Below are 25,928 nucleotides of genomic sequence, written 5' to 3'. Positions count from 1 at the left end.
CCAACAGCGGAGCGCGTCACCGGGTACCCGAGCGGAGCCCGTCGGAGGCGCTCCTTCGACATGCCGGTCGGCCTCGTCTGGCACAGGCTGGGTACGCGGCACGTCCGCCCCAGCCGAGGTCCCAGCCGACGCGTCACCCCGAGGAGCAGGCCACCATGCCCACCGACGCCTTCCGTTCGGAAGTGTCTCTGACGGTCAACGGCAGCCCGTACTGCCTCTCGCTCGACCACCGCACGACCGTGCTCGACGCCCTGCGCGAGCACCTCGGGCTCGTCGGCGCCAAGAAGGGCTGCGACCACGGCCAGTGCGGCGCGTGCACGGTCCTGGTCGACGGGCGGCGCGCGAACAGCTGCCTGTTGCTGGCCGTCGCCCACGACGGCGCCGAGGTCACGACCGTGGAGGGGCTGCGCGGCGCCGACGACGAACGCCACCCCTTGCAGGAGGCGTTCCTGGAGCGGGACGCGTTCCAGTGCGGCTACTGCACGCCGGGCCAGCTCTGCTCCGCCGTCGGCCTCCTCGCCGAGGCCGCGGCGGGCCACCCCTCCCACGTCACCCCGCCCGGCGCCGCCACCGGCGCCCCCGTCGACCTGACCAGGGACGAGATCCGTGAGCGGCTCAGCGGCAACCTGTGCCGGTGCGGCGCCTACCCGCACATCGTCGAAGCCGTCGAGGACGTGATCCGGTGAAACCCTTCGCGTACGTACGCGCCCGCACGGTCGAGGAAGCGACCGCCGCCCACGCGGGCCGGGCCGACACCAGGTATCTGGGCGGCGGCACCAACCTCGTCGACCTGATGAAGCTCGGCGTGGAGCAGCCGGGGAACCTGGTCTCCGTCGCCGACCTGCCGCTCGACTTCGTCGAGGAGCTGTCCGACGGTTCGCTGCGCATCGGCGCGACCGTGCCCAACAGCGATCTGGCCGCGCATCCGCTGGTCCGTGACCGCTATCCGCTGCTGTCGCAGGCCCTGCTCGCGGGCGCGTCGGGCCAGCTGAGGAACATGGCGACGACCGGCGGCAATCTGCTCCAGCGCACCCGCTGCCCGTACTTCCAGGACACGGCGAAGCCGTGCAACAAGCGGAAGCCGGGCTCGGGTTGCGGGGCCCGTGACGGCGTCCACCGTGACCACGCCGTGCTGGGCCACTCGCCCCAGTGCATCGCGACGCACCCCTCCGACATGGCGGTGGCGCTCGCCGCGCTCGACGCCCGGGTGGAGCTGCGCGGCGGCGAGGGGCCGCGCTCCGTGCCGATGACGGAGTTCCACCGGCTGCCCGGCGACCGGCCCGACCGCGACACGGAGATCGAGCCGGGTGAACTCGTCACCGGTGTGCTTCTGCCGGCCGAGGCCGCCGGACTGCCCTCCACGTACCGCAAGGCCCGCGACCGGGCCTCGTACGCCTTCGCGCTCGCCTCCGTGGCCGTGGCGCTCGACGTGCGGGACGCGGTGGTGCGCGAGGTCCGGCTCGCGTTCGGCGGGCTCGCGCACCGGCCCTGGCGTGCGCTGCGCGCCGAGGAGGCGCTGCGCGGCGGGCCCGCGACGCAGGAGGCGTTCCACCGCGCCGTCGACCTCGAACTCGACGCCGCCGAGCCGCTGCGCGACAACGCCTTCAAGGTGCCGCTCGCCCGCAACCTCGCCTGCGACGTACTGCGCCGCCTCAGCGGGACCGCGTAAGACCGCACGGGACTGAACGGAGAGAGACATCATGCCGGACACGGTCAGCGCACTCGGTTCGCCCGCCGTGCGCAGGGAGGGCCCCGCCAAGGTGACGGGGACCGCCCGCTACGCCGCGGAACACACGCCTCCGGGCTGCGCCTACGCCTGGCCCGTCCCCGCCACGGTGGCGCGCGGCACGGTCACGGGGATCGACGCCTCGGCGGCGCTCGCGCTCCCCGGGGTCGTCGCCGTCCTCACCCACGAGAACGCGCCGCGCCTGACCGAGCCGGAGGACGCGACGCTCGGCGTGCTCCAGGACGCGCGGGTCCCGCACCGGGGCTGGTTCGTCGCGCTCGTCGTCGCCGACACCCTGGAAGGGGCGCGGGAGGCGGCCGCCGCCGTACGGGTCTCCTACGCCGAGGAGCCGTACGACGTGGAGCTGCGCGCCGATCACCCCGACGCGTACGTACCGCAGGACACGGACGGCACGTCGGGCGAGCATCTGCGCGGCGAGGCCGACAACGCGTTCGCAGCCGCGCCGTTCCGGGTCGACGTCGAGTACCGGGTGCCGCCGCTGCACAACCACCCCATGGAGCCGCACGCCGCCACCGCCGTCTGGCAGGACGGGCGGCTGACCATGCACGACTCCAGTCAGGGCGCCACCAAGGTGCGGGACACCCTCGCCGACCTGTTCGACCTGGACAAGGACCGGATCACGGTGATCTCCGACCACGTCGGGGGCGGCTTCGGCTCCAAGGGGACGCCCCGGCCGCAGCCGGTGCTCGCCGCGATGGCGGCGAAGGTGACCGGACGGCCCGTCAAACTCGCCCTGCACAGGCGGCAGTTGGCCGCCGTGGTGGGCCACCGCTCCCCCACCCTGCACCGGCTGCGGCTCGCCGCCGAGGCCGACGGCACCCTGACCACCGTGGTGCACGAGGTGACCTCGCACACCTCCCGCATCAAGGAGTTCGCCGAGACGGCCACCGCACCGACCCGGGTCGTCTACCCCTCGCCGCACGCCAGGACCACCCAGCGCGTGGTCCCCCTGGACGTGCCCTCCCCGTCCTGGATGCGGGCCCCGGGCGAGGCACCGGGCATGTACGCGCTCGAGTCCGCGATGGACGAACTCGCCTCGGCCCTCGGCATGGACCCGGTCGAGCTGCGCCTGCGCAACGACACGGACACCGAGCCGGACAGCGCGAAGCCCTTCAGCAGCCGCCACCTCGCCGAGTGTCTACGCGAAGGCGCACGGCGTTTCCACTGGTCCGAGCGCGACCCGCGACCCCGCGCACGGCGCGAGGGGTCCCTGCTGATCGGTACGGGGACGGCCGCCGCGACGTACCCGGCGATGGCGTCGCCGAGCCACGCGAGCGCCCACGCCCACCCGGACGGCAGCTACGACATCAGGATCAACGCCACCGACATCGGCACCGGCGCCCGTACGGTGCTCGCGCAGGTCGCCGCCGACGCCCTGGCGGTGCCCCTGGAGCGGGTCCGCATCGAGATCGGCGACAGCGACCTGCCGGACGCGCCGCTTGCGGGCGGCTCCTCCGGGACGGCGTCCTGGGGCTGGGCCGTCCACGAGGCCGGCAGGCGGCTGGCCGAGGCCCTGGCCCGGCGGCAGGGCGAGCCGCTGCCGCCGGAGGGCGTCGGCGTCACGGCCGACACCGCGGGCACGGCGGACGCGGACAGCGACTACGCCCGGCACTCCTTCGGCGCGCACTTCGCCGAGGTCTCCGTCGACACCGTCTCCGGCGAGGTGCGGGTACGCCGTCTGCTCGGCGTGTACGCGGCCGGGCGCATCCTCAACCCGCGCACCGCGCGCTCCCAGTTCATCGGCGCCATGACCATGGGCCTGGGCATGGCCCTGACCGAACACAGCACCATGGACCCGGCGTTCGGCGACTTCACCGAGTGCGACCTGGCCTCGTACCACATGCCCGCGCACGCGGACGTACCCGCCATCGAGGCGTACTGGGTGGACGAGGACGACCCGCACGTCAACCCGATGGGCAGCAAGGGGATCGGCGAGATCGGCATCGTGGGCACGGCGGCGGCCATCGGCAACGCCGTCCACCACGCCACCGGGGTCCGGTTCCGGGAACTGCCGCTGACCCCGGACCGCATCCTGACCGGCGACGAGGCGTAACCGGTAAGCCCCGGTCAGGCCACGAAGTCCGGCCGGAAACAGGCCGTCACGTCCTTGCCGCGCGGGCACGGATAGGCCTCCCAGGTCTCCGCGAGCGCGTCGATCAGGAGCATGCCCCGGCCGCCGAGGGCGTCCTCGTCCGGCGCCCGCGGCTTGGGCGGGCTCGGCGAGGAGTCGTGCACGGTGACGTGCAGGCAGTCGCCGTCCCAGGTCAGGACGAGCAGAGCGGTGCTCTTGGCGTGCACGTGCGCGTTGGTGACGAGCTCGGAGACGGTGAGCAGGACCGCGTCCACCGTGTCCGGCGCGTCGTCCAGCCAGCCGAGCGCGCGCAGGTGGTCACGGGTCCAGTCCCGGGCCGCCTTCACGCCGCTGCTCAGTGGCAGGGAGCGGGCCCACCCCACCGCGCGCAGGGAGGAATCGTCCATCGTCATGGCTCCATGGCTTCTAGGTCTTTTCGAGGGCCCCCACCGTGTGCCCCCTAAAAGCCGGATGAGACGGTCCCGTGCCCGACAGCAGCGCCGTCTCAGCCCTTTCGGTCGGACTTCTTCGCGTGGTTCCGGCCGCCGAGCGGGTGCCGTACACGCAGCCAGACGTCGCGGGCGTGCCGCCCGGCCTCGGTACGGCTGCGGGCCACGAGCGCGCGGGCCTCGTCGGCCGTCTCGACCATCGGTCCGGAACCGCTGAGCGGCCGGCCCGCCGTCTCGTGCAGGAAGAACGTGGAGACGAGCCCGACCGCTCCGGCCACCATCAGGTAGTACGCGGGCACCAGTGTGTCACCGGTCGTGTCCACCAGGAACGAGGCGAACAGCGGGGTCGTGCCGCCGAACACGGAGACCGAGATGTTGAAGGCGATGGACAGGGCGCCGTAGCGCAACCGGGTCGGGAACAGTGCCGGGAGAGTGGACGCCGAGGTCCCGGCGAAGACGACCAGGAGCAGGCCGAGGAGCACGCAGCCGAAGGCGGGCGAGAGGATGCCGCCCTCTCTGATCAGGATGAACGCGGGGACCGCGAGGACGATCATCGCGATGGAGCCGCCCATGAACATGGGGCGTCTGCCCCACCGGTCCGAGCTGCGGCCGACGATGGTGATGGTGAGCACCACGAGCAGCATGGTGCCGAGGACGAGCAGTTGCGCGGTGGTGTCGCTCTCGCCCAGCGTCACGGTCATGTAGGTCGGCAGATAGGAGGTCACCATGTAGTTCGTGACGTTGTAGAGCAGCACGAGGCCCATGCAGATGAGCACGGCCTGCCAGTGCTGGGTGAAGATCTCCTTGAGCCGGCCCTTTCCGGACTGCCGGGCCGCCTCGACGGGGTCGGTCTCGCCGTCGCCGTCCTCCTCGGCGGCCGCCGCGTTCGCCACCTCCTGCTTGAACGCGGGGGTCTCCTCCAGCTTCATGCGCATGTAGAGGCCGATGAGGCCCAGCGGCCCGGCGACGAAGAAGGGGATGCGCCAGCCCCAGCTCTCCAGGCCGTCGGAGCCCAGGGTCAGGGTCAGGATGGTGACCAGGCCCGAGCCGAGGGAGTAGCCCACGAAGGTGCCGAAGTCGAGCCAGCTGCCGAGGAAGCCGCGGCGCTGGTCGGGCGCGTACTCGGCGATGTAGGTCGTGGCGCCCGCGTACTCGCCGCCGGTGGAGAAGCCCTGGACGAGGCGGCACAGGAGAAGCAGCAGCGGGGCGGCGAAGCCGACCGAGGCGTACGTCGGCAGACAGCCGACCGCGAAGGTGCTGATCGCCATCATGATCATGGTGGCGGCGAGCACGCGCTGGCGTCCGATGCGGTCGCCGAGCGGTCCGAAGACGAGGCCGCCGAGCGGCCGGACGAGAAATGCCGCGGCGAACGTGGCGAACGTGGAGACCACCTGGGCGCCCGGCGAACTGGAGGGGAAGAAGACTTTGCCGATGGTGCCCGCCAAATAGGCGTAGACACCGAAATCGAACCACTCCATGGTGTTGCCGAGCGCGGCCGCCGTCACGGCGCGCCGCACCGCTGGACGGTCCGACACGGTCACGTCCTCGGCGCTGAGCGCTTTTTTACGGCGCCGCAAAAGGGTGCGCACCATGCGGTCCGTCGCTGCGCTGGACCTGCGTGTTTCGTGCGGAGAGCCTTTCACCATCAGGCTTTCTCTCCCTGTAGTGGGTGCCGCTTTTGGCCGTCAGCCCTGAAAGTCGTCTCGGCGCAAAATTATGTCCCCCGTTATCGACCGGCAACCGGGCGGGACTTTCATCGTGTGTACGACGAGCGGACGGGGACATAAGAACGGATGCTGGAGCCGATCGGCAGTGCGGAGGAATCTCGCTCGACGGCTTTTGCATTGACGACTTGGACGAAACACGGAAGGACCGACTCGTGGGCATCATCGCCTGGATCCTGATCGGGCTCATCGCGGGAGCGATCGCCAAGGCACTCATGCCGGGCAAGGACCCCGGCGGCTGCCTCATCACCATGCTGATCGGCATCGTGGGTGGCCTCCTCGGCGGCTGGCTGGGCAAGGTCATCTTCGGGGTCCACTCCATCAACGGCTTCTTCCACCTCTCCACATGGATCGCGGCGATCGTCGGATCGGTGATCGTGCTGGTGATCTACCGCCTGGTGACGGGTCGGACAGCCCGCTGACCCTCGCACCACGACGGGCCCGGCGCGCTACGTCGCGTTCGAGGTCACCGGGGGCGCGCGGCCCGGAGCGCGGCTGAGGAACTCCGGGCGTTCTTCCAGCCGTTCCGGTGAGCTACGCCGCCGGGTCCAGCTCGGCGTACACGATCAGGTTGTCCACCGGGTGGCCCTGCGCGTCGAAGGCCCCGTCGCAGGTGATCAGGCGCAGGGCGCGGGTGTTGGTGGCGCCGTAGACCTTCCGCGTCGGGAACGCCTTCTTGCCGACGGTCTCGGTGGCCGTGACGGTGAAGTGGGCCGCCTTGTCGGCGGAGTTGCGGACCGTGATGTCCGCTCCCTCGCGGAGCTTGCGCAGGTCGTGGAAGACGGCCTTGCCGAACCTCGTGTCGTTGTGCCCGATGATCACCGCGGGCCCGCGCTCGCCCGGCGCCGGGCCGCCCGTGTACCAGCCGGCGGTCATGCCCTGCTCCGCGGGCGGGACCTCGACGGTGCCGTCCTCGTTCAGGCCGAGCGGGAGAAGGGCGCTGTCGACGCCGAGGGAGGGAATGGTCACCCGGGTGGGGGCCGGGTCCTCGGACGCCGGGGGTTGCCCGGCGGGTGACTGCTCGGACGGTGACTCGACGGTACGGGCGTCGCCGCTGATCCGGGCGCCGGTACCGGACCCGCACGCCGTGAGTGGGATGAGCAGGGCGAGCAGGGCGAGCAGGGGCAGGGCGACGGCCGCGCGCCGCGTCGGCTGGTGCACAAGTGACTCCTGGGGAACGGGAAGCGGGGTGGCGCCGCCCGTCTGCGAAGAGACCGGCGGCGGCTCCCGGAAAAGCGGAAGCAAGATGGCGCCGCACCTTCGAACAGACCGGCGGCGGCTCCCTCGGGAGCGGGGAACAAGATGGCGCCGCACCTCCGAACAGACCGGCGGCGGCTTCCTGGGGAGCGGGGAACAAAGTGGCGCCGCCGTCTCCGTACGGCCGGCGGCGGCGCCACGCGGAGGGGACGGGCGTCAGCGCTGGTGCGAGGCGCGGCGGCGCAGGGCCACCGTGCCCGCGCCCGCGAGCAGCGCCGCCGCGGAGAGCGACGTGACGAGCCCGGTGGAGTCGGTGCCGCCGTCGGAGACGGGGCGTTCGCCCGCGGCCACCGCGCCGCGCGGGGCCGCCGCGGCGGCCGCGCGCTTGCGCGCCTCGTCGCTGCCCGGCGCCGCCGGGGCGGGGCTCGCCTTGTCGGCCCGCTCCGCCTTCTGCGCGGCCGCCTGCTTGCGCGCGGCCTCGTCCTCGCGCGTCGTCGGCGCGGGGGACGCCTTGTCGGACTTCGCCGCGGCGGCGGCCTCGCTCGCCACCGGCTTCGGCGTCGTGTCGGAGGCGAGCGCGGCGCCGGCCGGGGCGAGCACCCCGGCGGTCACGGCCGCCGCGACGGCGGCGGTACGCACGGCGGAGCGGCGGGGCCGACGGTGGGAACCTCGGTGGGACATGGTGGGAACTCCAATTCCTGGACGGGCGCGGCCGGTCGGCGGCGCCGTGCCGACCGCCGGGCGGCGTCCGCTCCTGATCGGCAGGCCCAGGCTCGCGTGGAGTTGTGAAGAAGCTGTCAGACCGCTGTGGTCATCGCATCAGGGAGCGGCGGACGGTGTGCGTGACGGGCCCGCGACCGGCAGCCGCAGCGTGAACACCGAGCCCTCGCCCTCCGTGCTGGCCGCGGTCGCCGAACCGCCGTGCGCCTGCGCCAGTTTGCGCACGATCGACAGGCCGAGTCCGCTGCCGCCGGTGCGCCGGTTGCGGGACTTGTCCGCGCGCCAGAACCGGTCGAAGACGTACGGAAGGTCCGCGGCTGAGATGCCGCTGCCGGTGTCGGCGACCTCCACCACCACTTCCGCCCCGTCGTCGTCCGTGCGGGCCCGCAGGGTGACCGTGCCGCCGGGGCCCGTGTGGCGGATCGCGTTGGACACGAGGTTGGCGACCGCCTGGCGCAGCCGTACGGGGTCCGCCCGCAACTCCGGCAGCGGCGCGGGCGGCCGGTCCACGCCCAGCGTCACGGCGGCTGTCTCCGCGCGCACTTGGTGCGCCGTGGCCACCTGGCCGAGCAGCTCCTCCACCCGCACCGGTCGCGGGTGCAGCCGCAGGGTGTCCGCGTCGGCCGCCGCCAGGTCCTGGAGGTCGTCGATGAGGTGCTGGAGCTGCACGGCCTCTTCGAGGAGCGAGTCGATGAACGCCGGGTCGGGGTCGGCGACGCCGTCCTGTGCCGCCTCCAGCCAGCCCCGGATGGTGCTCAGCGGTGTGCGCAGCTCGTGGGCGACATCGCTGACCATCGCCTTGCGCTGCTCCTCCAGGCGGGTGCGGTGGGCCGACATGTCGTTGAACGCCGCCGCGAGCCTGCCGATCTCGTTGTCCGTCGTCACCGGTACCGGCTGTGTCTCCTGGCCGTCCTTGAGCCGCTGGGCCGCGCCGGTCAGCGCGTACAGCGGGCGGACGAGACGGGTGCCCGCGAGGACGGAGGCGCCGACGGTCAGGGCGAGGACGAGGGCGGCGACGCCCGCGATCTTCGCGGTGTTCCGGGGCGACAGGTCGAAGCCGGGGACGGTGGCGCCGCCCTGGTCGCCGATGAACAGGAGCACGGGCGCGGCGACGTACGAGGTGAGCTGTTCGCGCCGGGCCGTGCCCACGCAGGTGGCGACCGTGCGGTCGTCCTGCGCCGTCTCGGCCGGGGCCGGGGACGGGACCGGGCGCGGGGCCGCGGTGCGGGCCGCCTCCTCGGCGGCCAGCTGCTTGGCCGCCACCGCGCGCGGTCCTTGCTGCCAGGTGAGGTCGAGGGCGAGTTCGACGCGGTCGTGGTCCTGCCGCTTCAGGCAGGAGTTGGTGAGCCGGGTCAACGCGGTGAGCGCCTTGTTCTCGGTTCTGGTCGGCTCCGCGAGCGCGCCTGTCACGCACTTGTCGTAGCCGGGTTCGTCGGAGCCCGACCCGACCGGCTCGACCGTGGGGCGTCCGCTGGGGCCCACGACGAGATCGGCGGAGATGCCGAGCGAGCGCAGGCACGCCTTGTTCCGCTCGGCGATGCTGTGCAGCGTCGTCCGTTCCGCCGACGGCAGCTTGAACGGGCCGACCGCGCGCGCGTCGATGCGGTCCGCCGCCGCGTCCTGCGTGCCCGTACGGGCCGAGGCGAGCGCCGTGTCCACGGAGAGCGGGTCGACGGTCGCGGACGCCTGGGCGGGCAGGGTCGCGACGGGCGTGCGCCCGGCCGAGTCGGCGAGGGGTTCGCGGGCCTGCGTGGTCAGGGTGATGTGGCGGCCGGTGGAGTCGGCCAGGTCGCGTACGACGGTGTCGACGCCGTCCCAGCGGGGGTGCGTGGCGGCGTAGCCGAGGAGGGTGTCGTAGATCCTGGTGTCGTCGGCGAGGTTCTGGCCCTGTTCCTGCTTGATGGCGCCGGACGTGGTCTGCACGGCGAGCCAGGCCGTCGCCGCCACGGAGCAGGTGGCGACCAGGACGGAGACGCCGAGGAGCCGCCCGCGCAGGCTCTTGCGCAGCGGGGGCCGGCCCGTCCGTGGCCCTTCGGCGGTCCTACGCCGACGCATCGCGGGCGCCCTTCGCCGGGTCCGTCAGCTTGTAGCCGACGCCGAAGACGGTGAGCAGCCGGACGGGACGGCGCGGCTGTGGCTCGATCTTCTTGCGGAGGTTCATGACGTGCACGTCGACCGTGCGGTTGCTGATGTACCGGTCGAATCCGTGCAGTTCGGCGAGGAGCCGCTCCCTGCCGAAGACCCGGTCGGGTTCGGCCGCCATCGCCGCGAGCAGCCGGAACTCGCCCGGCGTGCACTCGACGGCCGCTCCGTCGACGGCCACCTCGTGCCGGTCGGGGTCGACGACGAGCGAGCCGACGGTCAGCCGCGCGGACGCCGGGCCCGCCGGGCCGCCCCGGCGCGTGCGGCGCAACAACGTCCGCACCCGTGCCATCAGCTCGCGCGGGCTGTACGGCTTGGTCATGTAGTCGTCGGCCCCGAGGTCGAGGCCGAGCAGCAGATCGTCCTCGGTGCTGCGCGCGGTCAGCATCAGGACGGGTATCTCCCGCGCCTCGGCGCGCAGCACCCGTACGACGTCGAGGCCGTCGGTCCGCGGCATCATCACATCGAGGACGAGGAGGTCGGGCTCCCTGAGCCGGACCTCCTCGATGGCCTGCCGCCCGTCCCGTACGACGGTGACGGCGTGGCCCTCACGCTCCAGGTAGCGGCGGACCAGTTCGGCCTGTTTCTCGTCGTCTTCGGCGACCATGACGTTTGCGCACACCCCGCAGATCGTAGGCGAGGGAGACGAACAGGCGTCCGGTCAGGCTCGGCGCAGCCGGAACGGGGCGTACACGAGCAGCGCCGTGCCGAACGCCACGTAGTAGCCGAGGTCCGCCCCGTGCAGCGCCTCGGCGGCCGGGCCGACGTACAGCGACGTGTTCATGAACGGGACCGTGGCGGCGAACGCGGCGAGGAAGGCGACCAGAGCGGGAAGGAACGGCTGCCGCCTCGACTCCTCCTCCGCGAGATCGACCGGGGCGCCGCCACGCGCGCGGGCGCGGGCGCGCCAGTCGACGAGGACGACCGCGACGAAGCCGGGGATCCAGTAGCCCACGAACAGGAGGACGTTCTGGAAGCGGGCGGCGGTGTCGGCGGCGTGCATCCACAGCACCAGGGGGAAGCCGAGCAGCGCGGCGAGGGCGGCGGCGAGCGGGCGGGGCAGGCGGGCGCCGATGGTCTGGAGGGCGAGCGAGCCGCTGTAGTCGTTCATGGCGTTGCTGCACAGCGCGGCGAGCGCCACGGCCAGGAGCCCGACCGAGCCCGGCACTCCGCCGCCGAGCAGGGTGTCGACGCCCTGCGCGGTCTGGTCGGTGAAGACGGAGGCGCCCCAGAGCCCGAGCGCCTGCACGGCCGTGAAGGAGACGACGACGCCGGCGAGCGTGGACCAGAACATACGGACCGGAGAGGTGGTGCGCGGCAGGTAGCGGCTGAAGTCGCCGGCGTACGGCGCCCAGGAGATGGCGAGGCTCAGCGCGATGGTGGTGGTCAGCGCGAACGCGCCCGCGCGGTCGGCCCCGTGCGCGCTGCCGTGGCCCGCCGGGGTGACGCCGGCGTCCGCGAGACGCAGCGCCAGGGCGCAGAAGGCGACCGCGAGAACGGCCGTCATCCACTGTTGCAGGCGGTGGATCGCCTCGTAGCCGAGCGCGCCGAACGCGCCCTGCGCGGCCATCATCACGAGCGCCCCGAGCCAGAACGGCCAGCCGCAGAGCCGGGCGAGCGCGTCGCCGCCGAACAGTCCGATGAGCGCGTCCCAGGCGATGGAGGACAGCCACTGCAGGGCGCCGGGGACGACGACGCTCCGGCCGAACGCGAGCCTGGCGAGCGGCAGTTGACCGGCGCCGGTGGCGCTCCCCCACGTACCCAGGTACGCGGTCGGCACGGCGCCGAGCACGGTGCCGAGGACGACGGCGGCGAGCGCGGTGGCGAAGTCGAGGCCGAGCGCGATGCCCACGGTGCCGGTGAAGACGCCGCTCATCGTCAGGTTGGGCGCGAACCACACGGTGAACAGCCGTCCGGCGCCGCCGTACCGGTGGCTCTCGGGGACGGGGGCGATGCCCCGCGACTCGGGCCGCCAGTCCCCGGGCGCGGCGGGCATCCGCCCGTCGAAGGCGGACGCGTGCGGCGGTGCGGAAGCGTGCGCGTCCGTGGGAGCGTGCGCATCCTTGGAAACATGCGGCATCGACATCGCTGACATCCCTCCGCCAGTGCTAACTGGTTCAGGTTCTACGGGTGTGATCTCAGCCCCGTCATGGCGCGGGGCACCCCGTGTCGGGCAGTACCGGAGCGCACAATACCCTGTCGCCCATGAGGACCATCGGCCTGATCGGCGGCATGAGCTGGGAGTCCACGGCCGAGTACTACCGGCTGCTCAACGAGCTGACGCGGGAGCGGCTCGGCGGACTGCACTCGGCGCGGATCGTGCTGTACTCCGTGGACTTCGCGGAGATCGAGCGGTTGCAGGTCGCGGGCGACTGGGCGGAGGCCGGCCGCGTCCTGGGCGCGGCGGCCCGGAGCCTGGAGGCGGCCGGCGCCGACCTGCTGCTCATCTGCACCAACACGATGCACAAGGTCGCCGACGAGGTGCAGGCGGTCACCTCCGTTCCGCTGCTGCACCTCGCCGACGCGACGGCGGACGCGGTGCGCGCGGCGGGCGCGAAGCGGATCGGGCTGCTCGGCACCGCGTTCACGATGGAGCAGGACTTCTACCGCGGCCGCCTCGCGGGCCACGGCCTCGACGTGCTCGTCCCGGACGAGGCGGGCCGGGCGCTCGTGCACCGCGTGATCTACGAGGAGCTGTGCCTCGGCGTCGTCCGTGACGCCTCTCGCGCCGCGTACCAGGAGGTCATCGCCGGGCTCGTGGCCGCGGGCGCGGAGGGTGTCGTCCTGGGCTGTACGGAGATCGAGCTGCTGATCGGCGCGGAGGACAGCCCGGTCCCCGTCTTCCCGACGGCGCGGCTGCACGCGGAGGCGGCCGTGCGGGAGGCGCTGCGCGACGGTATGTCCTGAGCTCTCCGGCTCAGGGCGCCGGTTCTCCCAGCTCCTCCGGGGCCGCCGGGTGGAGAGCCTCGACGGCGTTGGTGACGGTGGCGTGGACGCCGCCCGTGAGCCGGTCCGCTCCGGCGGCGCGCAGCGCGGAGCGCGCGGCGGCGGTCGCCACGAGCGCGACGGAGCCGCCGTCCGGCGCCCTCTCCGCCTCCAGGCCCGTCTTGACGAACTGCCGCACCGCGCCGGCCGTGCAGCGCTCGACGCCCAGGAAGTCCACCGCGAAGAGCCGCTGCCCGGTGCGTGCCATGCGCGCGAGCAGACCGCACAGCCCGGCCGCCACCGCGTCGTCGAACGTCCCGGCGTCGTCGAACGCCCCGGCGACGTCGAACGCCCCGGCGACGTCGACGACCAGGACGTCACCGGCGGCCCACCGCGCCGGGAAGGTCACCCGCGCTCGCTCCATCTCGGTCCCTCGGTCCTCGGGCCGCGCATCGGCGGCGGCTCGTGTGCGGGGCGCCTACCCCGGCCCGCACACCGCACGCCCCCCATCATGCGGCGCACCGGAAGCTCCGGGACAGGCGCTTGCCGTGCCCGGTGCGGGGCAAGCGGCCGGAATGAGAGCAGCGACGAATCCCTCCGTCCGGCGCCTGGCGGCCGCGGCGATCGGCCTTGCGATGGTTCCCGCCCTCATGGGGTGCGGTGGAGACGACGGGGACGGTCGGGGGACGGCACCCGGTGCCGCGTCGGCCGCGTCCGGCCTCCGGCTGACGATCACCACGGACAACGGGGTGCGGCTGCGGCCCACCGACGGCGACGAGGTCGGCGTCGACCAGGCCGTCGCCCACCACTGGTCGCGCCACGACGGCGCCCGCGTCCTCGACCTGAACTGCCGCGACCAGGAGGGGTCCGGCCGGCCGTGTCCGCGCATGCCGGAGATCGACGTTCCCGCGGGCATCGCCGTGACCGTCACCGCCCGCAACGCCGGTATCGACGCCGCGGGCCTGAGCGGCCCTCTCGACCTGACCACCGTCAACGGTGATGTCACGGTGGCCGATTCCGGCGCGGACGACGCGTCACTGCGCCTCGTGACCCGCAACGGCTCGGTGCACACCACGTCCGTACGCGCCTCGGCGCTCGGCGTGCGGACGGTCAACGGCGATGTCACGCTCGACTGCGCCACGGCCCCGCGCCGGGTGTCGGCGCGGACCGTGAACGGCTCGGTGGACGTCGCCGTGCCGCACGACGCCCCCGGCTACCGGGTGGACGCCACGACGGACAACGGGCGTCCCGCGATCACCCTCCCCGACGCCGCGGGCGGTTCTTCACGCACGATGACGCTGGCGACCGTCAACGGCGACGTACGGGCCGACCGCCTCTAGATCTCCGCCGCCCTGGATCTCCTTCGGCCGCAGGCTCAGCACGAGGTCGCGTGGCAGACCGTGCGTGTCGTGCAGATAGTGCAGGTCCTCCTCGTCGAGCGGACCCTGGAAGCGTGGCCGAGCGAGCACCTGGCGGCCGCGGGTCAGGAGCCGCCCGAAGCGGCGCTCCTCGTCGAGGAGCACCCGCCGCACCTCGTCCGGGTCCGTCGTCTGCCGGAAGTGGTCCAGGGTGTGGTGCACCAACTCCTGCGGGAGAGCGCCGAGTTGGCGCGTGGAGTCGTCGCGCCACAGCACGGTGAGGGCGCGGCGCAGCAGGCGGCGGAGCACGTAGCCGCGCCCGGTGCTGCTCGGCCGCACGCCGTCCCCGATGACCACGACGGCCGAGCGCAGGTGGTCGCTGACCAGGCGCCAGGAGGGTTCGTCCAGCTGCCACACGCGGGGCAGTTCACGGCGCCAGGGGTCGAACACGTCGCACTCGTAGACCGAGTCCTTGCCCTGGAGGAGGGAGACGAGGCGTTCCAGGCCGAGGCCGGTGTCGACGTTGCGCTGCGGCAGCGGGACGAGGGAGCCGTCGGGCAGGCGGCGGTGGCGCATCATCACGTGGTTCCACACCTCGACCCAGCGCTCGTCCCGGCCGGGCGTCGAGCGCGGCGGGGTGTCACCGGTCCACAGGAAGATCTCCGAGTCGGGTCCGCAGGGTCCTGTCGGCCCGTTGGACCACCAGTTGTCCTCGACGGTGAACTCCACCGGGACCCCGCGCTCCTGCCAGACCCGCAGGGAGTCGGTGTCCTGTCCCACCTGTTCGTCACCGCCGAAGACGGTGGCATGCAGCAGGCCCGGATCGACGCCGAGCCCTTCGGTGAGCAGGTCGTATCCCCAGGCGAGGCTCTGCGGGCCCGCGTAGTCGCCGAGCGACCAGGTGCCGAGCATCTCGAAGACCGTGAGGTGGGTGGGGTCGCCGATCTCGTCCACGTCGGTGATGCGCAGGCACCGCTGTACGTCGACCAGGCGCCGCCCCCGCGGATGGGGCCGCCCCTCCAGGTACGGGGTGAGGGGGTGCATGCCCGAGGTGGTGAAGAGCACGGGGTCGCCGGGCGGCGGGAGCAGGGTGGAGCCGGTGATGCGCTGGTGGCCGCGGTCCTCGTAGTACTCGACGAATGTCCGGACGACGCCGTCGGTGGTGAGGGTGGGCCGGTCGCCCTGGATGCTCCGGGTGTTCATGGGGTGGCTCCTTCTCGGGTGAGCGGGAGGCACCGGACACGAGTCCGCACGATCGAGCGGGAACCGGTCCTGAGACCGGAGAACCATCGGCGGGCCGTCTCCGGTCGCCGATGGTCGAGGTGAACGTCAGGCGGCGGCAACCGGCGAGCTGGTCGCTCGCGCGGTTGCCGCGGTGATGCACAGGCCCTTGACGTTCATGCCGACCACGGTAACGCGGTGCCGCCCGGACCGCCCATGATTTGTGCCGCCCCCGGCATCCGCCCTAGACGTTGACGCCGTAGTCGAGGGCGATGCCGCGCAGCCCGGACGCGTAGCCCTGGCCGACGGCGCGGAACTTCCACTCGGCGCCGTGCCGGTACAGCTCACCGAAGACCATGGCGGTCTCGGTCGAGGCGTCCTCGGAGAGGTCGTAGCGGGCGATCTCCTGGTTGTCGGCCTGGTTCACGACGCGGATGAAGGCGTTGCGCACCTGGCCGAAGCTCTGGCCGCGGGACTCCGCGTCGTGGATCGAGACGGGGAAGACGATCTTGTCGACCTGGGCGGGCACGGCCGCCAGGTTCACCTTGACCGACTCGTCGTCACCCTCGCCCTCACCGGTGAGGTTGTCACCGGTGTGCTCGACCGAGCCGTCGGGGCTCTTGAGGTTGTTGTAGAAGACGAAGTCGCTGTCGGACAGGACCCGGCCGTCCGCGCCGCACAGCAGCGCCGAGGCGTCGAGGTCGTAGTCGGATCCGGTCGTGGTGCGCACGTCCCAGCCGAGGCCGACGAGGACCGCGGTCAGGCCGGGCGCCTGCTTGCTGAGGGAAACGTTGCCACCCTTGGCCAGGGAAAGACCCACGGAAACTGCCTCCAATGCTTCACTTGCCTGGTTACTTACTTACTTGCGCAATAGCTGAAGCATACCTTCAGGCGCCGGCCGGTGACGCGGGGCCCACCAGTTCCGACAGGACGTCCTCCATCGTCACGAAGCCGATGACCGTCCCCTTGTCGCCGGTGACGGCGGCGAGGTGGCCGCCCTGGCCGCGCAGCGCGGTGAGCGTGTCGTCGAGCGGTGTGTCGATGCGGACCCGGGTCAGCGGGTGCAGGGCCGCGCGCGGGAAGGGCAGGTCACGGTCGGCGCGGCCGAGGGTGTCCTTGATGTGCAGGTAGCCGAGGAGCGCCGTGCCGTCCTGGCCGGTGACCGGGAAGCGGGAGAAGCCGGCGCCCGCCGCGACCCGTTCGAGCCCGGCGGGCGTGATGTCCGCGGGCACGGTCCGCATGCGCTGCGCGGGTACGACGATCTCGCCGACCGGCCGCGTCCCCAGCTCCAGGGCATCGCGCAGCCGCTCGCCGTCGGCCGAGGACAGCAGCCCGGCCTCGCTGGAGTCGAGCACCATCCGCGCCAGCTGGTCGTCGGTGAAGACGGCGTCGACCTCGTCCTTCGGCTCGACCCTCAACAGCCGCAGGAGGCTGTTGGCGAAGGAGTTGATGCCGAACACGACCGGCTTGACCAGGCGGGTGACGGCGACCAGGGCCGGTGCCAGGAGCAGCGCGGTGCGCACGGGCGCGGCGAGCGCGATGTTCTTGGGGACCATCTCGCCGAAGAGCATGTGCGCGTACGTCGCCACGGTCAGGGCGATGACGAACGAGATCGGGTGCACGGCGGCGTGCGGTACGTGCACGGCCTCGAAGGCGGGTTCGAGAAGGTGGGCGATGGCGGGCTCGGCGACCGCGCCGAGGACCAGCGACGAGACGGTGATGCCGAGCTGGGCCGTCGCCAGCATCGCGGAGATGTGCTCCAGTGCCCACAGCGTGGAGCGGGCCCGCTTGTCGCCCTCCTGGGCGCGGGGTTCGATCTGGTCGCGCCGTACGGAGATGAGCGAGAACTCGGCGCCGACGAAGAACGCGTTGGTGAGCAGGGTGAGCGCGCCGATGGCGAGCTGGAGAACGGACATCGTGCTCATCGGGCCTCTCCCGTCAGCTGGGCGGCCGTGTCGTCGGCGGTGGCCGGGCCGGGCCCGGTGATCCGGATGCGGTCGGCCCGGTGGTGGTCGACGTCGAGCACGGTCAGCTCCCAGGCGTCGACGGTGACCGTGTCGCCCTCGACGGGGATACGGGCGAGCCGCGTCGCGACGAGGCCGGCCACGGTCTCGTACGGTCCTTCGGGCGCGGCGAAGCCGATCGCGGCGAGTTCGTCGATGCGGACGCCGCCGTCGGCCTCCCAGACGGCGCGGCCGTCCGTGCGTGCGGCGGGCCGCAGCCCGGGCGCCTCCGCCGGGTCGTGCTCGTCGCGCACCTCGCCGACGACCTCCTCGACGATGTCCTCGACCGTGGCGACCCCGGCCGTGCCCCCGTACTCGTCGATGACGACGGCCATGGTGCGGCTCTCCCGCAGCCGCTGGAGCAGCCGGTCGGCGGGGAGGCTGTCGGGGACGAGCAGCGGCGGCGTGGCGAGCTGGGTGACGGGGGTGAGCTGCCGCTTCTCCGGTTCCAGGGCGAGGGCGTCGCGGATGTGGACGGTGCCGATGACGTCGTCGAGGCTGTCGCGGTAGACCGGGAAGCGGGAAAGCCCTGTGGCGTGCGCGAGGTTCGCGGCGTCGGCCGCGGTGGCGTGCGCCTCCAGGGCCTGCACGTCGACGCGCGGCGTCATCACGTTCTCCGCGCTCAGCTCGCCCAGGTGCAGGGTGCGCACGAAGAGTTCGGCCGAGTCCGCCTCCAGGGCGCCTGCCGCGGCGGAGTGCCGGGCGAGCGCGACCAGTTCCTGCGGGGTGCGGGCCGAGGCCAGCTCCTCGGCGGGCTCGAGACCGAAGCGGCGCACGAACCCGTTGGCCGTGTTGTTCAGGTGCCGGATGAACGGGCCGAACGCCGCCGTGAAGCCGCGCTGCGGCCCGGCGACGACCTTGGCGACGGCGACCGGGCGCGAGATCGCCCAGTTCTTCGGCACCAGTTCACCGACGACCATGAGGAGCACGGTGGACAGGGCGACGCCGAGCACGGAGGCGACCGTGGAGGCGGCGCCGCCCAGTCCGGCCGCCTCGAGCGGGCCGCGCAGCAGCGCGGCGAGGGAGGGCTCGGCGAGCATGCCGATCACCAAGGAGGTGACGGTGATGCCCAGTTGCGCGCCGGAGAGCTGGAACGTCAGGCGGCGCACTGCCTTCAGAGCGCCGCTCGCTCCCCGTTCCCCCGCCTGCGCCGCGCGCTCCAGGTCGGCGCGTTCGACGGTCGTCAGGGAGAACTCGGCCGCCACGAAGAGGGCGCAGGCGAGTGTGAGGGCCAAGGCGAGCGCCAGGAACAGGAATTGGCCAAGGAGAGGCGAACCCATCGCGGGCTGTGACTCCTTCTCGTTCGGGGGATGTGGGGTAACTTTCACGCGCTGCAATGTCCACGCGCTGTAACTTCTACGTGCCTGTAGAAATAGTTGCAGGACTTGCAGAACGAAGGGAACGCCACCCGTGTTCCCGATCCCCCTCGCACCACCCCGCAGACAAGGAAGTGAACGCTTCGATGGTGTTCAAACGACTGCTCGGCTCGCTCGGCGTGGGCGGCCCCACTGTCGACACCGTCCTCGCCCCGGGGGCCTCGGTCCCCGGCGGCAGCCTCTCCGGCCGGGTCCATCTCAAGGGCGGCGGCGGCGACTTCACCGTCGAGCAGATCACGCTCGAGCTCGTCGCACGCGTCGAGGCCGAGCACGAGCAGGGCGAGAGCGAAGGCGTGGTCGTCTTCGACCGGTTCGTGGTGGGCGGCGGGTTCCGGCTCACCGAAGGCGCCGAGCACAGCGTGCCGTTCAGCGTGGCCCTGCCGTGGGAGACGCCGGTCACCGAGTTGTACGGGCAGCGGCTCGGCATCGTCCTCGGGGTGCGCACGGAGCTGTCCGTCGCCGGCGCCAAGGACCGGGGCGACCTGGACCAGCTCGCCGTCGGGCCGCTCCCCGCGCAGGAGGCGATCCTGGAGGCGTTCGGGCAGCTCGGCTTCGGCTTCCGCTCCGCGGACCTCGAGTACGGGCGCATCGGCGGCACCGGGCAGAGCCTGCCGTTCCACCAGGAGATCGAGCTGACCCCGGCGCCGCGGTACGCGCACGAGGTCGACGAGATCGAGGTGACCTTCCTCGCCACGCCCGGCGCCATGGAGGTCGTCCTGGAGGCGGACAAGCGCGGCGGGCTCTTCTCGTCCGGCCACGACGCCGTCACCCGGTTCACGGTCGGCCACGACGACGTCCACCACCAGGACTGGAACACGCTCGTCGACGGCTGGGTGCGGCAGGTGATCGAGCACCGGTCCGCGTACGGCAGCCACGCCGGGTACGGGCAGCGGCGCAGCGGCTTCCACGACCACGGCGGCTTTCACGAGGACGGCCACCGCTCCGGTCCCGGCGTCGGCACCGCGGTCGCCGTGGGCGCGGCGGGGCTCGCCGTCGGCGTCGTCGGGGGCATGGTCGCCGCCGAGGTCGTCGACGAGGTCGGGGACTTCTTCGAGGGCGACGAGGGTGACGACGCGAGCGAATAGTGACGGGGGTCACACCATGAGGCGGGTGTGACCGGGTAGGCGGGCACGTGCTCGCCTGGACAGTTCCAGGGAGATCCACAAGAAACACCGACCCTGGGAGGTAGCGATGTCCTCGAAGCGACGCCGTAAGAAGAAGGCCCGCCGCAGGAACGGCGCCAACCACGGCAGCCGCCCCCAGTCCTGAGGGCGCGCTGGAGCACACGAGGAGGGGCGGCACCGCGCGTGCCGCCCCTCCTTTTCTTCGCCCGGCCCCCGGACGCGTCTTTACCGGTTCTTTTCTTTTCGGCGTACAACCATTTTACTGCGCCACTCGGCAGCGATTCCGGCGGGAATTCTTCGAGCTCCTGGAACTGCCGCCAGGAATTCGACATCTTCTCTTGTGACCTAGCTCGAACCAGAGCACGTACACGGGGAAGGCACCACCGATGCGCAAGACCATTCGCACCCGCTTCATCGCCGCGGGCGGCGTCGCCGCCGTTCTGACGCTGGCCGCCGTCACACCCGCCCTGGCGGGCCCGGACTCCGGCAGCGGGACCCGCACCACCGCCGCGGCCCCCGCCTCGCAGGGCGACCCCCGCAACACCACCGCGCGCGTGGCCAATTTCTACGGCGCCTACATCGACGCCATCTGGGACAACGAGGACCCGGGGTCCGCCGCCGACGCGAAGGCGCTGCGCGCTTTCTATCTCTCCCCGGCTCTGCAGAAGAAGGTGGCCGCTTATGAGGAGAAGGAACACGCGGACGGAATTCTTTTCGCGCAGAACGTTCCGGTGAAGTGGGCGGTGTCGTACACCGGGTCCGGGGCCGGGCATTCCACGGCGCTGGTGACGCTCACGTGGAACGACGGGAAGAACCCGGACGTCACGAAGATCAAGGTCCGGTCGGATCTGCGGACCCGGAAGATCACGGATCTGGCCCCGGCCGGCTGAGCCGCAGCGGCGGTCAGTCCTCCCCCGCGCTGAAGTCGCACCACACCGCCTTGCCCTCACCGCGCGGCTCGACGCCCCAGGACGACGCGACCGCCTCCACCAGGAGCAGGCCGCGCCCGCTGGTGGCGGTCTCGCCGGGAGATCTGCGGCGGGGGCGGGAGCTGGAGCGGTCCTTCACCCAGAGGCGGACGCGGCGGGGCGGCCCGGTCAGCACCTCCAGGGTGAGGATGGCGCCGCCCTCGGTGTGGACCAGCGCGTTGACGAGAAGTTCGCCCGCCGCCAGTTCGACGTCGTCGGCGACCGAGCGCAGGCCCCACGAGGCGAGGTGGTCGCGCAGCGCCGCCCGGGTGTCCGCGAGCCCCTCGGGGTCGGCCTGGTGGACGTAGCGGTGGATGCGCGGCTCCTGGAGGGTGCCGGGGTCGGGGAGGCGGCGCAGCACGAGGAGCGCCACGTCGTCGCTGCTGCCCCAGCGCTCCCACAGCGCGCGCGAGAGGTGGTCCGCGAGTTCCTCGGCGGGTTCGGGGCCGGTGCGCAGCACCTCCGCGAGGTTCTCGATGCCGGTGTCGAGGTCGAGCCCCGAGTCCTCCACGAGCCCGTCCGTGCAGAGCACCAGCGTCTCGCCGGGCACGAGGTCGAGCCGTACCTCGGGGTAGTCCTCCATGCCGAACTCGCTGGCGAGGCCGAGCGGCAGTCCGCCCCGCACGCGGGGTACGCCGACCTGGCCGTCGACGTGCCGGACCAGCGGCGGCAGATGTCCGGCCCGGACGGCGCGCACGATGCCGGTGGCGGGGTCGAACTGGGCGTAGGTGCAGGTCGCGAAGCGGTCGGTGTCCAGCTCGGCCAGGAACCGTGAGGTGCGGGAGAGGACGGTCGCGGGCGAGTGGCCCTCTCCGGCGAAGGCGCGCAGGGCGATGCGCAGCTGGCCCATGATGGCCGCCGCGTGGGTGTCGTGGCCCTGGACGTCGCCGACGACCACGCCGATGCGGCCCCGGGGCAGGGCGATGACGTCGTAGAAGTCGCCGCCGACGTCCCGGCCGCCCCAGGCGGCGTGGTAGCGCACGGCGACCTCGGTGTCCGCGACCTCGGGGACGCCGCGCGGCAGCATGGTGGCCTGGAGGCTCTTGGCGATGTCGCGTTCCTCGTCGAAGAGCATGGCGCGCTGCAGCGACTGGGCGACGATGCCGGACAGGCCGATGCACAGGTTGCGGTCCGCGTCGGTGAACTCCTTGCGGCCCCGGTAGAACAGGGCGAGTCCGCCGATCGCGCGGTCCTGCGCGACGAGCGGCAGGAACGCCGCCGAGTCGAGCCGCATCTCCTCGATGTAGGGCCCGAGGCGGGTGTACTCGCGGGCGGGGCTCGACAGGGAGCCCATGAAGCGGGGCCGGCGGGTGGTGACGGCCTGGGCGAGCGGCAGCGACTCGTCGACCTTGTGGAGCTTGAGTTCGTCGAGGGCCTGCATCGTCTGGCCCACAAGAGCGATCAGCTTCAGGTGGTCGCCCTCGACGAGGCCGAGGACGAGGCCGTCGGCGGCGAACCGGTCCAGGCCGCTCGCGCCGGACAGGACGGCCACCACGTCGTCCACGGTGACGGCCCGGGAGAGGGCGTCGGTGGTGCCCTGCACCATGAGGGCGATGCCCTGGCGGTGCTCCTCCCTGGGGTCGACGGCCGCGAGCTCCGTCCCGTCCCCGGCGGCCGGACGGATCACGCCGACGACGCGCACGGGGCGGCCGTCCTCGTCGCGCAGGATGCGCCCGCGCGCGTGGACGAGGTGCAGCGCCCCGCCCCGGCGGTGGGCGCGGAAGTAGACCCCGTAGCAGTCGGCGCCCGAGGCGATCGCCTCGGTGACCGCGAACGTCATCCGGACGATCTCCTCCGAGGACACCCGCTCCCGCAGGGAGGCCACGGTGCCGCCGAATTCGTCCGGGGTCAGGTCGAGCAGGTCGTGGGAGCTCGCGTCGAGGCTCACCGCGCCGCTGTCCAGGTCCCAGTCGAAGGTTCCTGTGCCGGTCAGGGACATCCGCTGTTCCAGACCGATGGGGGTCTTCCCCGGCTTCCGTGACTTCCTGGCTGACGTCATCGCTGTCTCCGGTCTGCCGCTCGTTCACCGTAAACGCCCGGCGGGCGATGCGCGCGGGCACGGTGCACCAGAAGTGGAAAGCGACGTTCCGGTGATCCTCCGGGCACTTGGGGTAATGGGGGCGTTCCGCGGCCCCGACGGCCGTGGAGCGGACGGGGGCCGTGGGCGTCCTCGGATGTCCTTGCGAAGGGAGCGCACCTCATGAGGATCGGCACGAAGGCCGGCAGAGCGATGACGGCGGCGGTCGCCGGGGCGGCCCTGGCCGCGCTGGCCGGGTGCGGGAGCGACAGCGGCGACGACAAGCCCTTCGCGGGCAAGAGCGCCGACGACATCGCGGCGGACGCGGTCGAGGCCACCAAGCAGGCCGACTCGCTGCACATGAAGGGCACCGTGCGTCAGGCCGGGTCCTCGTCGGGCGCCGCGGTCACCGTCGACCTGTCGGTGGACCAGGAGAAGAACTGCGAGGGCACCATCCGCAGCGGCGGCGCGAACGCGGACGTGCGCCACACGGACGCGACGCTGTACCTGCGCGGCGACGAGAAGTACTGGCAGAACGCGCTCAAGAGCCAGCCGGGCGGCGACAAGGTCGTGCCGAAGGTCGCCGACAAGTGGGTGAAGGCGCCCGCCGACGACTCGATGACGCAGGGTCTGTGCGACAAGCAGGGGCTCGTCGCCTCCATGGACGAGAACAAGTCGGAGCGCCAGGGGATGGAGAAGGGCGGCACGACCACCGTCGACGGCGCCGAGGCGATCAAGCTGACGAAGAAGGCGTCGGGCGGCGAGACCCTCACCCTGTACGTGGCCACCGAGGGAAAGCCGTACATCCTGCGTACGACGACGAGCGGCGGCAAGGCGCCCAATACGGCCACGTTCAGCGATTACGACAAGCCGGTCCGCCCGCAGGCGCCCGACGCCGGGGAGACCGTCGACCTGAAGGAACTGGCCGCGTCGGAGCAGAAGGCCTGACCCGGCGAACGACCTGACCCGGCGAACGACCAGAAAGAGGTGCCCATGTCCGCGTCCTTGCTCGAGTCCGTCGACCTCGACGCCCCCGTCTCCGTCGCCTGGGAGCTGTGGAGCGACGTGTCCCGGTGGCCCGCCTTCCTCAGCCACGTACGCCTCGTCGAACCGATGGACGAGCGGCGTTTCGCGTGGCAGCTGGAGCTGCCCGGGGCGGAGAAGAACTTCGTCGCCGAACTCACCGAGGTGATCCCCGAGGACCGGATCGCCTGGCACACCGTCGAGGGTGTGGACCATGCCGGAGTGGTGACCTTCCACCGGCTGAGCGACACCACGAGCCGGGTGACCCTGCAGATCGAGTACGACCCGAAGGGTTTCGTCGAGCGCCTGGGCGCCCTCACCAACCTCGACTCGACGCTGGCCAACTACGACCTCGGCGAGTTCCAGAAACTCGCCGAGACGGCCGCCCGCGAGCGCGGGCGGGCCTGAGAGCCCGACCCCGGGGCCGACCGCTCACGGCGAAGGCGCCCGCCCCCTCGGGGGGCGGGCGCCTCGCTTGTGCGGCGCCATCAGGCGGGGTTGTCGATCCCCGTGACGGCCGGTGGGCCGAGCGGGGCGTCCTCCGGGGAGAAGCCCGCGGCGCGCAGCGCCTCCGCCGCGGTCCGCTCGGCCTTGTGCTGGGCCTCCTCGCCGGCGCCCGCGGTCACCTCCAGGCGCATGCTGAAGGTGTTGTCGTCGTTGACGGTGAGCAGGTCGAGGTCCTCCTCGCGGCCCAGCTCCGTCTGGTTCGGGTCGACGGGCCGCAGCCGTTCGGCGATGTCGGCCCGCGCGCGGGCGTCCGCGTCCCGCAGGAACGTCCCCGGGATGGTGATGACAAATGTGGTCACGAGAGGTCCTCCCTCATCTCGGCGGCTCGCCTCACATGTGCTCGGTGACGGCCTTCCTGGCGTTGGACGGCAGCACGCGCACGGCGTCGGAGGCTCCTCGCAGGGTGCCCGCGGCGTCCCGCCCCGCGCGGCGCGCGCTCTTGCGGCCGCTCGCCACGGCGCCGCGCGTGCGGTAGGCGACGGACGGCTTCCCGTGCGTGTCGGCCGCGGCGATGAGCAGCCCGCCGAGCAGGGAGAGGTTCTTCATGAACTGCGTCCGCTGCTGGGCGCGCCGCTCGGGGTCCTTCTCCTTCCACCAGGCGTGTCCCGCGAGCGTCGTCGGCACGAGCGAACCGGCGAGCGCGAGCGACGCGACGCGCGGCAGCCTCCCGGTCGCGAGCAGGAGCCCCGCTCCGACCTGCACCGCGGCGTTGATCCGGACGAGCTGCTCGGAATCCTCCGGCAGCCGCGGGACGCGCTCCGCGACGGGCATCGCCACCGGTTCGGCGGCGGGCGCGACCCGTGCCGGGTCGCGCAGCGTGCTCACCCCGCCGGTCACGAAGACCGACGCGAGCATCGGACGTGCGGCTTTCCTCAGTACGGTCATGCCCGCACGTCTTCCCCGGCTCGCCGTGCTCAGTCCGCGAGAGTACCCGTCAGGAGCAACGGGTGGTCAGGCCGCCGTGACGTGATGTTCGGACGGCGGCGTCCGGTGGCGGCCCGCGCGCCGCCCGGCGGGGACGAGGCGCAGATGGCGTACGCGCCGGCCGGCCGGCGGGCGCGTCTCCTCGTTCAGCAGGTCCTCGATGCGGTCCATGGCGATCATCAGGAGCCCCATGGCCGGCAAGAGCAAAAGAGCGACAACTAGCATCGGCAGCGTCCTCCTCGCGGCGTCCATTCTCATTTGGTACCGACCGGCCCCGACCGGTACCGACCGGTTCCGACTGCCCCTGAGCGACGCGCCCAGCCTTGCGGTGATGCGGGGACTCCGCAACGCGCATTTCACGGCATTTGCTCCGGTGGGCGCGTCTCGGCCACCACCCACACGGACCACACCCGCATGCCACTACCCGCGCTT

The 25,928-nt window shown here is 72.5% G+C and carries 26 protein-coding genes and 1 riboswitch; of the genes, 10 read left to right on the top strand and 16 right to left on the bottom strand.

Annotated elements, in window-relative coordinates; genetic code table 11:
- Window positions 1-155: 155 nt before the first annotated feature.
- From ACH4RC_RS31295 to ACH4RC_RS31285, 3 genes are read left to right on the top strand one after another with little or no spacing between them, the layout of a single operon-like run.
- Window positions 156-686 carry a 2Fe-2S iron-sulfur cluster-binding protein gene (locus tag ACH4RC_RS31295; protein ID WP_398206872.1) on the top strand — a complete coding sequence of 177 codons (531 nt, stop codon included), beginning with the start codon at window positions 156-158 and terminating at the stop codon, window positions 684-686.
- A complete protein-coding gene (locus ACH4RC_RS31290; protein ID WP_398206870.1) occupies window positions 683-1,669 on the top strand; it encodes an FAD binding domain-containing protein in 987 nt (328 codons plus the stop codon). Before ACH4RC_RS31295 ends, ACH4RC_RS31290 begins: the two co-directional genes overlap by 4 nt.
- Window positions 1,670-1,700: 31 nt before the next feature.
- On the top strand, window positions 1,701-3,800 hold the full coding sequence (locus tag ACH4RC_RS31285; protein ID WP_398206868.1) for a xanthine dehydrogenase family protein molybdopterin-binding subunit: 2,100 nt from the start codon (window positions 1,701-1,703) through the stop codon (window positions 3,798-3,800).
- A 14-nt stretch (window positions 3,801-3,814) separates the two neighbouring features.
- Here ACH4RC_RS31285 and ACH4RC_RS31280 read toward each other — a convergent pair whose 3' ends face one another.
- Both ACH4RC_RS31280 and proP read right to left on the bottom strand, forming a co-directional pair.
- On the bottom strand, window positions 3,815-4,225 hold the full coding sequence (locus ACH4RC_RS31280; RefSeq protein WP_398206866.1) for an ATP-binding protein: 411 nt from the start codon (window positions 4,223-4,225) through the stop codon (window positions 3,815-3,817).
- 98 nt (window positions 4,226-4,323) lie between these two features.
- Window positions 4,324-5,859: a glycine betaine/L-proline transporter ProP gene (gene proP / locus ACH4RC_RS31275; protein ID WP_398206864.1), complete on the bottom strand. Its 1,536-nt coding sequence runs from the start codon at window positions 5,857-5,859 to the stop codon at window positions 4,324-4,326.
- A gap of 287 nt (window positions 5,860-6,146) precedes the next feature.
- Here proP and ACH4RC_RS31270 point away from each other — a divergent pair, with 287 nt between their 5' ends.
- Complete coding sequence (locus tag ACH4RC_RS31270; RefSeq protein ID WP_398206862.1) at window positions 6,147-6,413, top strand: GlsB/YeaQ/YmgE family stress response membrane protein; 267 nt, start codon at window positions 6,147-6,149, stop codon at window positions 6,411-6,413.
- Window positions 6,414-6,525: 112 nt separating this feature from the next.
- Here ACH4RC_RS31270 and ACH4RC_RS31265 read toward each other — a convergent pair whose 3' ends face one another.
- The 5 genes from ACH4RC_RS31265 to ACH4RC_RS31245 form a co-directional block, all read right to left on the bottom strand.
- Window positions 6,526-7,152: a class F sortase gene (locus ACH4RC_RS31265; protein WP_398206860.1), complete on the bottom strand. Its 627-nt coding sequence runs from the start codon at window positions 7,150-7,152 to the stop codon at window positions 6,526-6,528.
- A gap of 252 nt (window positions 7,153-7,404) precedes the next feature.
- The gene (locus ACH4RC_RS31260) at window positions 7,405-7,869 is read right to left on the bottom strand and encodes a hypothetical protein (RefSeq protein ID WP_398206858.1); all 465 of its coding nucleotides are present in this window, start codon (window positions 7,867-7,869) and stop codon (window positions 7,405-7,407) included.
- Between the two features lie 138 nt (window positions 7,870-8,007).
- Window positions 8,008-9,963: a sensor histidine kinase gene (locus ACH4RC_RS31255; RefSeq protein WP_398206856.1), complete on the bottom strand. Its 1,956-nt coding sequence runs from the start codon at window positions 9,961-9,963 to the stop codon at window positions 8,008-8,010.
- The gene (locus tag ACH4RC_RS31250) at window positions 9,950-10,657 is read right to left on the bottom strand and encodes a response regulator transcription factor (RefSeq protein ID WP_398207033.1); all 708 of its coding nucleotides are present in this window, start codon (window positions 10,655-10,657) and stop codon (window positions 9,950-9,952) included. The genes ACH4RC_RS31255 and ACH4RC_RS31250 overlap by 14 nt, the downstream gene beginning before the upstream one ends.
- A 54-nt stretch (window positions 10,658-10,711) precedes the next feature.
- Window positions 10,712-12,130, bottom strand: coding sequence for a purine-cytosine permease family protein (locus ACH4RC_RS31245; protein WP_398207031.1), 1,419 nt, complete (start codon window positions 12,128-12,130; stop codon window positions 10,712-10,714).
- Window positions 12,128-12,227: riboswitch (TPP riboswitch) on the bottom strand. (Overlaps the previous gene by 3 nt.)
- A gap of 28 nt (window positions 12,228-12,255) precedes the next feature.
- Here ACH4RC_RS31245 and ACH4RC_RS31240 point away from each other — a divergent pair.
- Window positions 12,256-12,957 carry an aspartate/glutamate racemase family protein gene (locus tag ACH4RC_RS31240; protein WP_398206854.1) on the top strand — a complete coding sequence of 234 codons (702 nt, stop codon included), beginning with the start codon at window positions 12,256-12,258 and terminating at the stop codon, window positions 12,955-12,957.
- Between the two features lie 10 nt (window positions 12,958-12,967).
- Here the strand turns inward: ACH4RC_RS31240 and ACH4RC_RS31235 are convergent, their stop codons facing one another.
- Window positions 12,968-13,384 carry a hypothetical protein gene (locus ACH4RC_RS31235; RefSeq protein ID WP_398206852.1) on the bottom strand — a complete coding sequence of 139 codons (417 nt, stop codon included), beginning with the start codon at window positions 13,382-13,384 and terminating at the stop codon, window positions 12,968-12,970.
- Window positions 13,385-13,550: 166 nt separating this feature from the next.
- Here ACH4RC_RS31235 and ACH4RC_RS31230 point away from each other — a divergent pair, with 166 nt between their 5' ends.
- Window positions 13,551-14,315, top strand: a complete 765-nt coding sequence (locus ACH4RC_RS31230; protein ID WP_398206850.1) for a DUF4097 family beta strand repeat-containing protein — start codon at window positions 13,551-13,553, stop codon at window positions 14,313-14,315.
- Here the strand turns inward: ACH4RC_RS31230 and ACH4RC_RS31225 are convergent.
- From ACH4RC_RS31225 to ACH4RC_RS31210, 4 genes are all read right to left on the bottom strand, one after another.
- Window positions 14,259-15,536: an alanine--tRNA ligase-related protein gene (locus tag ACH4RC_RS31225; protein WP_398206848.1), complete on the bottom strand. Its 1,278-nt coding sequence runs from the start codon at window positions 15,534-15,536 to the stop codon at window positions 14,259-14,261. The genes ACH4RC_RS31230 and ACH4RC_RS31225 overlap by 57 nt on opposite strands.
- Before the next feature lie 262 nt (window positions 15,537-15,798).
- Window positions 15,799-16,374, bottom strand: coding sequence for a TerD family protein (locus ACH4RC_RS31220; protein WP_398206846.1), 576 nt, complete (start codon window positions 16,372-16,374; stop codon window positions 15,799-15,801).
- A gap of 67 nt (window positions 16,375-16,441) precedes the next feature.
- Window positions 16,442-17,470, bottom strand: coding sequence for a hemolysin family protein (locus ACH4RC_RS31215; protein WP_398207029.1), 1,029 nt, complete (start codon window positions 17,468-17,470; stop codon window positions 16,442-16,444).
- Between the two features lie 5 nt (window positions 17,471-17,475).
- A complete protein-coding gene (locus ACH4RC_RS31210) occupies window positions 17,476-18,837 on the bottom strand; it encodes a hemolysin family protein (RefSeq protein WP_398206844.1) in 1,362 nt (453 codons plus the stop codon).
- Between the two features lie 182 nt (window positions 18,838-19,019).
- On the opposite strand from ACH4RC_RS31210, the gene ACH4RC_RS31205 reads away from it, so the two are divergent.
- Together ACH4RC_RS31205 and ACH4RC_RS31200 are read left to right on the top strand one after the other, a co-directional pair.
- Window positions 19,020-20,018 carry a sporulation protein gene (locus ACH4RC_RS31205; RefSeq protein WP_398206842.1) on the top strand — a complete coding sequence of 333 codons (999 nt, stop codon included), beginning with the start codon at window positions 19,020-19,022 and terminating at the stop codon, window positions 20,016-20,018.
- Between the two features lie 425 nt (window positions 20,019-20,443).
- Window positions 20,444-20,947: a hypothetical protein gene (locus tag ACH4RC_RS31200; RefSeq protein ID WP_398206840.1), complete on the top strand. Its 504-nt coding sequence runs from the start codon at window positions 20,444-20,446 to the stop codon at window positions 20,945-20,947.
- Window positions 20,948-20,960: 13 nt separating this feature from the next.
- Here the strand turns inward: ACH4RC_RS31200 and ACH4RC_RS31195 are convergent, their stop codons facing one another.
- The gene (locus tag ACH4RC_RS31195; protein WP_398206838.1) at window positions 20,961-23,024 is read right to left on the bottom strand and encodes a SpoIIE family protein phosphatase; all 2,064 of its coding nucleotides are present in this window, start codon (window positions 23,022-23,024) and stop codon (window positions 20,961-20,963) included.
- A 201-nt stretch (window positions 23,025-23,225) separates the two neighbouring features.
- Between ACH4RC_RS31195 and ACH4RC_RS31190 the strand changes: the two genes are divergently transcribed.
- Both ACH4RC_RS31190 and ACH4RC_RS31185 read left to right on the top strand, forming a co-directional pair.
- Entirely contained in the window at window positions 23,226-23,990 is a 765-nt protein-coding gene (locus ACH4RC_RS31190) for a hypothetical protein (protein WP_398206836.1), read from the top strand.
- A 45-nt stretch (window positions 23,991-24,035) separates the two neighbouring features.
- Window positions 24,036-24,473: an SRPBCC family protein gene (locus ACH4RC_RS31185; protein ID WP_398206834.1), complete on the top strand. Its 438-nt coding sequence runs from the start codon at window positions 24,036-24,038 to the stop codon at window positions 24,471-24,473.
- 80 nt (window positions 24,474-24,553) lie between these two features.
- Here the strand turns inward: ACH4RC_RS31185 and ACH4RC_RS31180 are convergent, their stop codons facing one another.
- The 3 genes from ACH4RC_RS31180 to ACH4RC_RS31170 all read right to left on the bottom strand — a co-directional run bounded on the left by ACH4RC_RS31180 (window position 24,554) and on the right by ACH4RC_RS31170 (window position 25,688).
- Entirely contained in the window at window positions 24,554-24,871 is a 318-nt protein-coding gene (locus tag ACH4RC_RS31180; protein ID WP_398206832.1) for a hypothetical protein, read from the bottom strand.
- Between the two features lie 31 nt (window positions 24,872-24,902).
- Complete coding sequence (locus tag ACH4RC_RS31175) at window positions 24,903-25,457, bottom strand: DoxX family protein (protein ID WP_398206830.1); 555 nt, start codon at window positions 25,455-25,457, stop codon at window positions 24,903-24,905.
- 66 nt (window positions 25,458-25,523) lie between these two features.
- Window positions 25,524-25,688 carry a hypothetical protein gene (locus ACH4RC_RS31170; protein ID WP_398206828.1) on the bottom strand — a complete coding sequence of 55 codons (165 nt, stop codon included), beginning with the start codon at window positions 25,686-25,688 and terminating at the stop codon, window positions 25,524-25,526.
- Between the last annotated feature and the right edge of the window lie 240 nt (window positions 25,689-25,928).

This window comes from Streptomyces sp. NPDC016845 (assembly GCF_044332585.1).
GTDB lineage: Bacteria > Actinomycetota > Actinomycetes > Streptomycetales > Streptomycetaceae > Streptomyces.
This window is presented reverse-complemented; position numbering and strand designations above follow the sequence as displayed.